This window comes from Anaerococcoides asporogena, from assembly GCF_029590275.1.
GTDB lineage: Bacteria > Bacillota > Clostridia > Clostridiales > Clostridiaceae > JG1575.
In genome coordinates this window covers 1,344,715-1,356,619 of the sequence record NZ_CP120965.1, presented here as the reverse complement: position 1 = coordinate 1,356,619, position 11,905 = coordinate 1,344,715, and the positions used below count along the sequence as shown (strand labels likewise).

General features: G+C 49.3%; 11 protein-coding genes and 1 pseudogene. 5 read left to right on the top strand and 7 right to left on the bottom strand.

Features of this window, described 5'->3' with window-relative positions:
• Positions 1 to 56 precede the first annotated feature (56 nt).
• Positions 57 to 449, bottom strand: a complete 393-nt coding sequence (locus P6M73_RS06565; protein ID WP_277855312.1) for a nucleotide pyrophosphohydrolase — start codon at positions 447 to 449, stop codon at positions 57 to 59.
• Between the two features lie 282 nt (positions 450 to 731).
• Here P6M73_RS06565 and P6M73_RS06560 point away from each other — a divergent pair, with 282 nt between their 5' ends.
• The 3 genes from P6M73_RS06560 to tpx all read left to right on the top strand — a co-directional run bounded on the left by P6M73_RS06560 (position 732) and on the right by tpx (position 3,833).
• Positions 732 to 2,267: a Ppx/GppA phosphatase family protein gene (locus P6M73_RS06560; RefSeq protein WP_277855311.1), complete on the top strand. Its 1,536-nt coding sequence runs from the start codon at positions 732 to 734 to the stop codon at positions 2,265 to 2,267.
• Between the two features lie 139 nt (positions 2,268 to 2,406).
• Entirely contained in the window at positions 2,407 to 3,303 is an 897-nt protein-coding gene (locus P6M73_RS06555) for a DUF2156 domain-containing protein (protein ID WP_277855310.1), read from the top strand.
• Between the two features lie 38 nt (positions 3,304 to 3,341).
• Entirely contained in the window at positions 3,342 to 3,833 is a 492-nt protein-coding gene (gene tpx, locus P6M73_RS06550; RefSeq protein ID WP_277855309.1) for a thiol peroxidase, read from the top strand.
• Positions 3,834 to 3,979: 146 nt separating this feature from the next.
• Here tpx and P6M73_RS06545 read toward each other — a convergent pair.
• The 4 genes and pseudogenes from P6M73_RS06545 to hcp all read right to left on the bottom strand — a co-directional run.
• Positions 3,980 to 4,174 (bottom strand): annotated as a pseudogene (locus tag P6M73_RS06545) (helix-turn-helix domain-containing protein); the annotation flags it as partial.
• Complete coding sequence (locus P6M73_RS06540) at positions 4,174 to 4,647, bottom strand: DUF2975 domain-containing protein (RefSeq protein WP_277855308.1); 474 nt, start codon at positions 4,645 to 4,647, stop codon at positions 4,174 to 4,176. The pseudogene P6M73_RS06545 and the gene P6M73_RS06540, both read right to left, overlap by 1 nt.
• Before the next feature lie 165 nt (positions 4,648 to 4,812).
• Positions 4,813 to 5,562 (bottom strand): tRNA (guanosine(46)-N7)-methyltransferase TrmB, encoded by a 750-nt coding sequence (gene trmB / locus P6M73_RS06535; protein ID WP_277855307.1) that lies wholly within the window; start codon positions 5,560 to 5,562, stop codon positions 4,813 to 4,815.
• Positions 5,563 to 5,773: 211 nt separating this feature from the next.
• Entirely contained in the window at positions 5,774 to 7,438 is a 1,665-nt protein-coding gene (gene hcp / locus P6M73_RS06530) for a hydroxylamine reductase (RefSeq protein ID WP_277855306.1), read from the bottom strand.
• 632 nt (positions 7,439 to 8,070) lie between these two features.
• Here hcp and rocF point away from each other — a divergent pair.
• Complete coding sequence (gene rocF / locus P6M73_RS06525; RefSeq protein WP_277855305.1) at positions 8,071 to 9,003, top strand: arginase; 933 nt, start codon at positions 8,071 to 8,073, stop codon at positions 9,001 to 9,003.
• Between the two features lie 300 nt (positions 9,004 to 9,303).
• Here the strand turns inward: rocF and P6M73_RS06520 are convergent, their stop codons facing one another.
• Positions 9,304 to 10,347 carry an IS630 family transposase gene (locus P6M73_RS06520; protein WP_277854088.1) on the bottom strand — a complete coding sequence of 348 codons (1,044 nt, stop codon included), beginning with the start codon at positions 10,345 to 10,347 and terminating at the stop codon, positions 9,304 to 9,306.
• Positions 10,348 to 10,448: 101 nt separating this feature from the next.
• The gene (locus P6M73_RS06515; protein ID WP_277855304.1) at positions 10,449 to 11,495 is read right to left on the bottom strand and encodes a small ribosomal subunit Rsm22 family protein; all 1,047 of its coding nucleotides are present in this window, start codon (positions 11,493 to 11,495) and stop codon (positions 10,449 to 10,451) included.
• 142 nt (positions 11,496 to 11,637) lie between these two features.
• Here P6M73_RS06515 and rd point away from each other — a divergent pair, with 142 nt between their 5' ends.
• Positions 11,638 to 11,796, top strand: coding sequence for a rubredoxin (gene rd / locus P6M73_RS06510; protein ID WP_277855303.1), 159 nt, complete (start codon positions 11,638 to 11,640; stop codon positions 11,794 to 11,796).
• Positions 11,797 to 11,905: the final 109 nt, after the last annotated feature.

Sequence of the window (11,905 nt, the reverse complement as noted above, 5' to 3'; positions counted from 1 at the left end):
ATTGTTTCCATGGGCTGGCTAAAGCTGGCATGAGCCGCCATGGTCTTACCATGAACTTAGAATGAGGTAGTCTGACCTACCGGATATTTCCTGCCATTTTTCTCCATCTTGTCCAGGAACACTGTGCTGAGATCGATCTCCAGCACATCGGCCAGATTGAGCAGATACGCCAGCACATCTGAAATTTCCTCCCCCAGATGCTCCCGAGTTGCCGGATCCTGACAGATAGTGCCTGATTCTTCCGGCGTTTTCCACTGGAATATTTCCATCAGTTCCGCTGCTTCAATTGCAATCGACATCGCCAGATTCTTCGGAGTATGGTATTCCTGCCAGCTGCGTTCCTCGGCAAACCGACTGGCCCAGCTCTTCAGCTGACTGATGGTGACTGTTTCATCCATTGCCTGGTCCTCTTTTTCCCTGATATTCAAATCATCTATTGCTTTGCCCATTGCGATGTGCCCTCCCTTGTTGATCATCTATTGTCATATTAATTTATATTTCTAGTAGAGAACGGACTTTTTGCTTATTCATTGACATAGAAGTTTTTCTATTTTTCGATGAACTGCCAACAGTAGTATGAGTTTATTTTCTTATAAACTCCATAGTATCAAACGGCCGCCTCTCCCGACCCTGAACAGATCCAAAAAATCCGGATCATGGAATCCCCTGATTAACCGTGGTATAATTATAATTTGAAACCATGATTCGTTCAATGAAAGGGGCGTTTCGCCATGAGGCTTGGAATTATCGATATCGGATCCAATACCATCCGTCTGGTCGTATGGGAATTGTACGGCAAGGGATTCTACCGAATTATCGAAGAAATAAAAGAGAATGTCAGAATCGGTCAGGATGGTCATATTCCGGTGATTTCCGAAGAAAAAATCATTGCCGCGCTTGCGGTCCTGAAGAAATTCAAGAAATTCGCCGCAAACCTGCAAGTCGGCCGAACCATCGTTGTGGCGACTGATCCGGTTCGTCGGGTGGACAATCGGGAAGATTTCCTGGAGCGAATCCGATTGGAAACGGGCTATGTGCCTATCGTACTCAACGAGTATGAAGAGTCCTATATGGATTTCCGGGGCGTTACCGGCTCCATGGAGGTCCAGAACAGCCTCATGGTGGATATCGGTGGCTCTTCCACCGAACTGGTCTGGATCCGCAACAATGAACTCATGGAATCTGCGTCCATTCCGTATGGAACGCTGACCTTGACCGAACGGTACCATCTGGAAGACATTGTTACCAGTGCCAATCATCAGGCCATGGATCAGCTCCTGGACAGCGAGTTCCGCCAGATCCCCTGGCTTTTCAGCCAGCCGTTCAAAACAATGATCCTGGTAGGAGGCTCCGCCCGTGCCATTGGACGCATGGACCGCAACAGAAAACATTATCCCCTGAGCCTGACTCATAACTATACGTTGCTGGATCTTGACATCAACGTGCTCTACACCCAGCTCATGACCAAAAATGCCCATGGCCGGGCGAGACTCCCTGGTTTGGAGATGGATCGGGCGGATGTCATCCTGGGAGCCATGGCGATCATTAAATCCCTGTGCGGACTGACGGGTCTGACAGAACTGCGCGTATCCGGAAACGGTCTGCGAGAAGGTATTCTGTACGAGCACATCCGGTCAAATTACGAATACTATCCGGAACGGCTGGACGCCTCCATCTACTCAATCCTGGCCCGTCACAACATGGATGTAGCTCACGCCGAGCACGTCTATAAGCTTTCGAACAAGCTGTTCCAGGCGCTGCAGGATGAAAAGCAGTTCCCGGCGGAATGGGGCGATGTTTTGAAATGCGCTGCAATGCTCCATGATACCGGAATGTCGATCCGATACTATGATCATGAGCGTCACAGCTTTTATCTGATCCTGAATTCGGAAATCAACGGGTTGAATCATCGGGAAATCCTGATGGCCGCACTGGCTGCCAGCTTCCACCGCAAGAACAATGATGACCTGCCGCTGGCACCTTACAGTCACCTGATCAACCGACTGGACATCAATATTGCCGAACGGCTGGGGCTGCTGATCGCCCTGGCGGAAACATTCGAAAAAAACCTCAATGGTCATATCTTTGACCTGGACGTGGAGGTTCGAAATGATCAGATCACTGTGTTCCCCATTTCCTATGAAGATCTCGAAACAGAACTGGCTGAAGCAAGCAAGCTCATCCCCAGATTCAGCCAGGTCTTCCGAAAGAATCTGGAAATTATACCACGGATCCTGACGCAGGAACCAGAACGTCAGGATACCTGATCATGAGAGGGAGTAGATCCCTCTTTTCTTTTTTTTGATAAGAGCAAGTAAATGAATCATAACCAATTTGTAAAAAAATCAACATTGTGCCAACCGCCCGGTCCATCGCCGTATAATATAAGAATAGAGGAGTGATATATTGGAATTTGAGAAACTGGACCTGAAACATCAGGCCATATTTGATCGATATCGACATCTGGGCAATCCTCTGTCTTCGGTCCAAAACTTTACAGCCCTATACATGTGGAAGGATGCACTCGGCATTGAAATCTGCGATACCGGAAGCATCATCTACTTCAGACGAACTGTCCCCCCGATTTTCGGGTTTCTTCCTCCTCTGACCAGCACCGATCAGGAGATTGTCCGTGCCGTCCGGGAAATGAAGCAATTTTCCCAGGAACATGAGTTTCCCTGTCAGATCATCGATGCAGAGCAGTGGATCATTGATCAGCTCGCCCGGTATGATATTCCCCACGAAGTGATCGAAGACCGGGATAATTCAGAGTATCTCTACAGCGGTGAAAAGCTTCGGACTTTGTCCGGTAAAAAGATGCACAGCAAGAAAAATCACTACAATCATTTTGTCAAAAACCAGAATTACGAGATTCGTCCCCTGACAGGGAATACCGGAGCGGCTCTGGCTATGGCAAAACGCTGGCTGGAAAACAGAGAATCCCCGTACACGCTGGGCGAACTGGAAGGCATCCAACTGGCATTCGAACATCTGGAAGCCTTGCCTGTGAAAGGCATCACCGTATTCGTTGACGGCGTCTGCCAGGCATTTACCATCAGTGAAGACCTCACTGAAGATGCTGTCCTGGTCCATGTTGAAAAAGCCAGCGACGAGGTTAACGGACTGTTCACCTTTGTGAACTCGGAAAACCAGAAAATCAACCATCCCGATGCCGTAACGGTAAACCGGGAACAGGATCTGGGGATCGAAGGTCTGCGCAAAGCCAAGCTTTCCTGGAAGCCCATCGGAATGGTTGACAAGTTCATTGTTCGGCTGTGCAGCCAGACCCAAACCCCCAACTAAACACAAAGACAGTAAATAACATATGAGGTGAAACAAGCATGAAAATTACTTTCGGTGGAAAAGAAGTCACTTTGATCGGAACTGAACTGAAAGTCGGCGATTCGCTGCCGGAGTTCAATCTGACCGCAACAGACCTGTCGACCTTCTCCTCCCGGGACATGAAGCTCCCCGCCATCGTTCTGACGTTCCCTTCCGTTGATACCAGCGTCTGTTCTCTGGAACTGCTGACGTTCAATGATCGCCTGGAAGGCCTGAACTACAACGTTTATGGCATTTCCTGCGATCTGCCCTTCACCCTGGATCGCTGGATCAAAACCAACGCCGGGGACTATATCACCATGCTTTCGGACTACAAGCACCACGATTTTGGAGAAGCCTCCGGCACTTTGATCAATGAGTTCCGCATTCTGGCCCGTGCTGCCTTTGTTTTTGACAAAGACGGGATCTGTCAGTATACCGAGTATCTGGCTGAAGTCGGAACGGAACCGAATTATGACCGGATCATGGAAGAGGCAAAAAAGTATTTTTAGTCAGACAGAAATCCCCAAAAATTGCTGCCCCGGACATCTTCCGATCAGGAGATGTCCGGGGCAGTGTTTATAGATTATTCTTCCTCTTTCTCCTGTCTGGCAACAGGCTCTGACTCCTCCGGCAGGCTGTCCCTGAGAGTTTCGTCAAACGCCAGCAGATCGCCCGGCTGACACTCCAGCACCCGGCAGATTGCATCAAGGGTTGAGAACCGGATTGCCTTGGCCTTCCCAGTCTTCAAGATGGAAAGATTGCTTTGGGTAATCCCAACCTTATCACTTAGTTCATTCAGCTGCATCTTTCGTCTGGCCAGCATGACATCCAGATTGACGATAATTCCCATTAAACCGTCAGCTCGTTTTCGGTGCGGAATTCTACTGCCCGGGCAAACAGATCGCGCAGAAAGAACATGACACTGGAAGCAGTGAAAAAAAACACCAGAAAGATCATCAAATAAGCTCCGACCAGCCCGACTTCATCCCCCAGCTGAGTCAGTGCATAAATCCATATTCCAAGAATCGCGGCGGTGGAGACCGCCAGACTGCGCCCCATCCAGCTTAAGGTTCGAACTGTTTTCTGAGAAAAGATCTTCTGCTCCGTCTGAGCTGCCGCTCTGATTCCCAGGAGCAGGGCGAAGAGCGCTCCGGTCAGCATAATCAGGCAGCCGATCAGAATCGGCCAGCGCATGTAGGCAATGGACGGATTACTCTCAGCAAAAGATTTCGATAAGTTCCACAAGAACAGATAGCTGTATAAACAAAGCAGAATGCAGACAGACATGGCACTTAAGAGAACACCCCGTTTGAAACTGGTCATAACAACCTCCTGAATATCTTACTATCTGCATTATATCTGTTTATTTATTGTTTTACAATATATTATTCACGATTAACAAGCATCCGAGCCCACTTTGGGTCCCGGATGCTTGTTAATCCCTATGGAATTTTAACCCGTTCAATGATTTCCGGATCGGATGCCCGGTTAGGTTTCCGGATTGGGTTTACGGTTCTCGCGGTAAGTGGTCCAGACTGCCCGTCCGGTCTTCTGCTGAGATTTTAGTTTCCATTCCAGCAGTTCGCCAAGACGCTCTTCCGTGATTGGCTGCTTCACGGCATCAATTCGATAGATCGGCATCCCGAAGCTTCTGAATTTCGACTCATATTCTGTCTGGATGTTGTCCGGATGATCCGCCGGGAGATTATCGGAGTGGTATACCATCTCGTAGCCGGCTTCCGGGAAATACTCCAGTGAAGTGACATAGAGCTCTTCGTCATCCGTTTTAAATTCCAGCCGGGACTGGTCTTTGGTAAACAGCCGGTAAAGCGCCAGGAATCGCGGATGAGTCAGTCGGCGCTTGTGGTGCCCGGCTTTCGGCCAAGGATTGGCAAAATTGATATAGATCTGATCAATCTCCCCTTCCCCGAATACCCGGTCCAGCTCTTCGGCTTTCACTGACAGGACTCGAATGTTCGTGAGTCCTTCTTCGTTTATTTTTCGAAGTGCATACACCAGCACTTCGTTTTTGAGATCCATGGCAATATAATTCCGCTCCGGGTGCCGGTGGGCCAGCTCACGGATAAAATCGCCTTTTCCGCAGCCAATTTCAAGGTCAATGGGGGCATCGTTGCCAAATTCGAGCTGCCACTTATTCTGTTTATCGTAAGGTTCGAGGTAAAATTTTGGGTCCTGCAGCATTTCCGGCAGTGCCCAGGGTTTATGACGCATTCGCATGGTACGATCCTCCCTGATCCATCCGGCCGTAGGATCCTACGGCCGGTTTTTTTCACTGTACTATAATACCACATCCCGAACCGGGATGAGAAATGAGGCAGGTCATAATCTCAGCACAGTTAGTATACTTTTGGGGTGACATAATCCTAGATCGTTGACAAATGAGGCAGGTCATAACGACCTGCCTCGAACAATGAACTTTATCGGTTAATTAACCCAGGCATTCCTTCATATCAGCTTCCACGTTGGAAATCGGAGCGATATTGAAGTTGTCTACCAGTACGTTGATGACATTGGGTGACAGGAACGCCGGCAGTGAGGGTCCGAGCTTAATGTTTTTCACGCCCAGTGACAGCAGAGTCAGCAGAATAACAACCGCTTTCTGCTCATACCAGGACAGGATCATGGACAACGGCAGATCATTGATGCCGCAGTTGAAAGCTTCGGCCAGGGCTCCGGCCACCTTGATCGCAGAGTAGGCGTCGTTGCACTGTCCGCAGTCCAGCAGGCGGGGCAGTCCAGCGACGGTTCCGAAGTCGAGCTTGTTAAAGCGGTATTTTCCGCAGGCCAGCGTCAGGATCACGGTATCCTGAGGAGTGGAAGTTGCAAAATCGGTGTAGTAGTTTCTGCCGGACTTTGCTCCGTCACAGCCGCCGATCAGGAAGAAGTGGCGGATTGCTCCGGACTTGACCGCTTCGACGATTTCACCGGCGTGAGACAGTGTAGCGTTGTGACCAAAGCCAGTAAGGATTTCCCTGGGTTTTTCATCTTCCGGGAAACCAGCCAGCGACAGTGCCTTCTCGATGACCGGGGTGAAATCCTTATGTCCGGTTTCATCTGCCAGGATGTGGAGGCAGTTGGGCATCTGAACCACTCCGGAGGTAAACATCCGGTCTTCATAGGAAGCGCGGGGGATCTGGATGCAGTTGGTCGTCATGAGGATCGCACCAGGCAGATTGTCGAATTCTTTCTGCTGATCCTGCCAGGCTCCGCCGTAGTTTCCAACCAGATGGCTGTATTTCTTCAGTTCCGGATAGCCGTGAGCAGGCAGCATTTCACCATGGGTATAGATGTTGACTCCCTTGCCATCGGTCTGTTCCAGCAGCATCTTGAGGTCTCTCAGATCATGACCGGATACCACGATGAACGGTCCCTTGACGCGGTTGATATTGACCTTGGTCGGGACCGGATTGCCATAGCTTCCGGTATTGGCGGCGTCAAGCAGTTCCATGACCCGCAGGTTTTTCTGACCCAGGTCCATGTTGATGTTGACCCAATCCCCTACCGTCAGGCTCTGATCCAGCGTCTTGGCCAGGAATCCGAGGAATGCCTTGTCAGAGGCTTCGTCCCGGTATCCCAGGACAGCGGCATGATGGCCGTAAGCCGCATATCCCTTCAATCCGTAGATTGCCAGTTCGCGCAGAGAAATGATGTCTTCTCCCAGTACGTCACGTCCGGACAGTACATGGAACTTCTTGCCATCCCGGATCTGGTCCTCGATGGACGCAGGCGCGTCGTATTCCGCTTCAGCGGGTCCGGTCACACCGGCTTCCTTCCGCAGGGCTTCCTTCACGGTCTGAGCTTTGATGATCAGCTTGTGCAGTGTTTCTTTATCAAAATTGACATTGGTCAATGTGGTAAACATAATATCATAGGCAAACCGGCCCAGCGTGGCGTCGATTTCTTTCCCCTGTTCAATCAGACGAGTCGCATAGTAACCAAGTCCCTTGGCCTGGTTGACGAGAAGATCCTGCAGTGAGGCGACTTCCGGATTCTTGCCGCAGACCCCCATCTTGGTGCAGCCTTTTCCTCCAACGGTTTGTTCACACTGATAACAGAACATATCGGTTGAAATGGTCGTGTTTAATTCGATCATGATTAAATCCTCCTGATTACGATTCATTTTCGGTTGCTTACATCTGTCATTATAGACAACTCCGGCGGCCTGCCAGTGTAACCCATGTTACACTCTGCCAAGTTTTATACCTAATTCATATATAGATTTTCTGCGCTCGTCTGCACTCGTCTGCACTCCTCTGCATTGCTCTGCATTGCTCCGAACACTGCTCTTCACTCGCCTGAATTTATCCTCATTCACATCTACCGCAAAATACTATGTAATCTCAATGTTTTTTTAGGATTCTCCAATTCCCGGCATCCGATCGGATTATTTTCTCTCCAATGGGGTAAATCGTCTTCATTCAGAAAAAATATTCATACACTATTTTGTTGGTTTAGAGAAAAAAATAGAATGCTGAAATACCATATGTATCCCAGAATGTATATTATTCAATATATATTAATGAAACTCCCGAGCCGTACTTACGGGATGCAGTCGCTTACGGGAATTCCCTGCATAAATACTGTTATATTTTTGCATAAGTCCAGATTCCCGCCAGTGCATTTTTATGTAACCTGATCTTAGCTGAACCCTTACAGCTACTGGATTCAAGGTGGTTTTTTATTTCAGCATCCACTATAATGTAAAAAGTAAATGGAGGTAATTAAATGCATATAGATTTAATTAAAGCCCCGCTTTTCTATGGCTGTGATAGAGAAGGGGTTGAACATGGACCTCAGACTTTGATGGATCATGGATTGATAGATATCTTACAGTCAGCCGGCAATCAGGTTCGTGATCGCGGTTTCATTCCAGTACCGGTCATTGAGCCGGAGAATAAATACCTTGCTCATTCCCATATGAAATATCTCGATGGCATCATAGACACCAACACTCACCTGGCAAACCAGGTTGTCTCGTCCCTGACCGAAGGCAGACTTCCCCTCGTGGTGGGTGGAGATCACTCGCTCGGACTGGGTTCTTTGGCTGGAGTAACCAAAGCGCTCGGCAATGAGGTGGCGGTCATCTGGATCGATGCTCATGCCGACATCAACACCCCGGAAACCTCGCCCTCGGGCAACATCCACGGCATGCCCCTGGGTGCTTCAATGGGCGAAGGGCATGAGTCCCTGACCAATTTCTACTACAATGGTCAGAAGGTCAATCCGCGCAACTGCTTCATCATTGGTGCGCGTTCCGTTGACGACGGAGAAGTCGAAATCATCGACCGCCTCGGCATTAACGTCTGGTACATGGAAGAAATCCGCGAAAAAGGCATGGGGATCATCATTCTGGAATTGATGGAACTCCTTCGCCGGCGCAATATCAAGGACATCCATATCTCTTACGATATTGATTCTCTGGATTCCGCCCTGGTTCCCGGAACCGGTACCCCGGTTGTTAACGGCATGGAATATGATGAGTCCGAAAAACTCATCCGAGCCATCACTTCCACCGGAATGGTCCGCTCCGTCGACATCGTGGAGTACAACCCTAAGCGCGATCATGAAGACCAGATCACTCTGAAATCCGTCCTGCACATGGTCCAGGTGTTCAGCAAAGCCCTGGCAGAGGTCGGAACCGAGCAGAAAGCAATTTAATATTTTCTCGTTCCGGCACGTACGCACCGTGCCATCATGAAGAAGGACGAGCGATTTGCCCACCGGGACTATCGCTCGTCCTTCCTTTATGTCTGTCTGGCTTTGGCAATCTCATTCGACTGCACAGGCCTCTCCAAGCTTGTGCTGCAGAGTTCTGAACTGTTCAGATTCATCCGTTGTTTTGCTTCTACCGTCTGACATTGTCGACCTGAAGATACTGGTCTTCCGTCCATTACCGAACCAGTCAGAAATTTCATTAAAAAAATACACTATTGCTCCCCTGATTAAACCTTGCGGATATTAAGAGGCATATTTTGTGGTTTTTGAATGGAAGAACCCCCTGATTTTATTAGGACGCAATTGCACAGTTTTTAAATGAGATCGAACATTATGTTCAAGCTCCTCATCGCTCCTGGGACTTGGTTTTTTACTTATGCCACGTTTGAGATCGCTGTTGAGCAATTCATCAGGATTGTACTCTGGAGCATACGGTGGCAGGTAGAACAGCTCAATTTCTTCCTTATGCTTTTCTACCCACGCCATGACTTTTTTAGCATGATGAACCCGCAGATTATCGAGCACCAGGAACACTTTCTTTTTGCTGTCATGCACCAACCGCCTCATAAAATCAATCAGTTTGTCGGCATTCATGTTGTCTTTATAGAGGACAAAGCGCAATTTTCCTCGATTGGAAATTGCTGAAAGCATGTTGATCTTGATGTGTTTTGCTTCGGTTCGAACCACGGGCGTTTGACCGATTGGCGCATACCCACGCAAGCAAGTTGACTGGTTTTGCAATCCGGTTTCATCTCCAAAGAAAATCTCTGCATTCTCAGCCTCTGCTCGTTCAGTAATGCCAGGAAACTCAGTTTCGACCCAGTGCTGCACCTTCTCTGTGTCTTGCTTGTAGGCGCGTTTCATCGGCCGCTGGACTGAGAATCCCCACCGCGCCAAGTAGACCCCTAAAGTAGATACGGGCAGGCTGATTTTATACTTTTCATAAATGAGCTCTGCAATGGTTTTTCTGCTCCACATGCAGTCTTTGAACTTCAATTGATCCGGTGTCTTATCAACCAGAATTTGTTGTATTTCCTTTTCCTGGGCAGGAGTAAGGGTTCGTTTGGCACCCTCTCGGCGACCACGCTTTTGGGGCTTGATCCCTGCGATCCCGCCTTCCTTGTATTGTTTCTTAGTGTTCTGGACGTGACGCAAGCTTACATCTAAGATTTCCGCTATTTCCTCATTCGTTTTACCTTTTTCTGATAGTCGGATGATGTTCTTGCGAATCTGATATTGCTCTTCCGGACTAAGCCGTACTGCTTGGGTCTTTAAATCATTATTCATAAGATTATTATATCAGAAATCATCAAGAAACGCAAGGTTTATTTAGTGTGTCAATATCTGCACTGATGATACCGAATGATCTCCTCAGTCAACACTTTCAATTACTCTTCAGAGATCGCTGGGTGAGACAGGTTCAGCTCCAGAGTATCTCCCCAGCCCTTCTGCTTGAGCTGACGGTACGCTTCCTTGTGTTTCCCCTTGCTCAGGCGAATGGAGGTGATGCCTTCAGCCCGACACAGCTCGACTTCCCGGAAGCCCTTGCTGATGAGCGGATGACGGATGATTCGTCCGAGTTCTTTCGTTCTGATCAAGGGAATCGTCGTGTCATCCTGACCCCGGCTGACGATCAGGTACGAGAACTTTTCATCCTCATAGGCCATCTGACCGGATTTCAATATCCTGAGCAGACGGGAGCGGGCAACCCTGGTATAGAAATGACACCAGTCTGCTTCCTCCTCCATCGCACAGGGGCCCGTAAAGGTGCAGGGAGCCAGAATGGAAAGGCCGGCTGCCACCAGCTGGCTGCGCACTTCAGTCAGCCGCCGGAAATGCTCCGGAGTACCCGGCACAATCAGGACGGCCATGTGTCGGGTCAGAGCGATCAGTTTTCTGGTAAACCGGCTCAGTTCTTCGCCATTCAGCTCGTTGATGGAGTAGCTGGCCAACACCAGATCAGACTCGGGCAAATCCGTTGTAAGAAAATCCGCCGCTTCCATAGATACGTTGAACTCCGGCGAGAGAAAGGGAGCCAGTTCCTTCAGCACAGTCTGACCGGCCTGGCGCATCGCCCCCTGTTCCTCCGCCAGGTGAGCGACCCGCAGCGAAGGAAACGCCAGGGAGACCGGCAGCACGGATACCGCAGGTCCGGCTCCCAGATCCAGAAAGGTTTCCGGACGAAACTCCGGAACTGCCTCCAGGAGGCGATCCATCACTTCATGGATCACCATGCCGGTAACAGGCAATCTCCAGGCCAGATAAGCCTGAGCCCCCGCTTCGTCCCGGATCTCCAGATCCCTGGTCCTGCCCTGCTTATCCCGATAACTGCTGCGGATTTCTTCACTCCGGCTGCGCAGAGCGGTCATGTCTGCCTCTTCCAGCAGGCTTTGACTGATTTCGTTGAACAGCTCATTCATTTGTGTCTTCGTCATAATAAATACCAGCCCCTAATTGCTAAAAAATCATGAATATATTGTATTTGTACTTGTTCTCAACCCAGTTGTAACCTATAATTTCATCAGGACAGGATTTTATCCTGCAGCCCTTGATGAAAAGAACACAGGAGGATAAAGTATGAAGAGTTATGTTTGTACATTATGTGGATATGTTTATGATCCGGCCGTAGGCGACGAAGACAACGGAGTTGCTCCGGGAACCCCATTCGAAGCCATTCCGGAAGAGTGGGTCTGCCCGCTTTGCGGAGCCGGCAAGGATCAGTTCGAAGAAGAATAAAAAATTCTCACAGCAGGCACGAACAGTGCCTGCTGTTTTTTATTGAACGTCGTGAGCTTCCAGGCTGTCCGGTTTCCGGCCGTTTACTCTGGCGGTCTGCCTGGGTCGG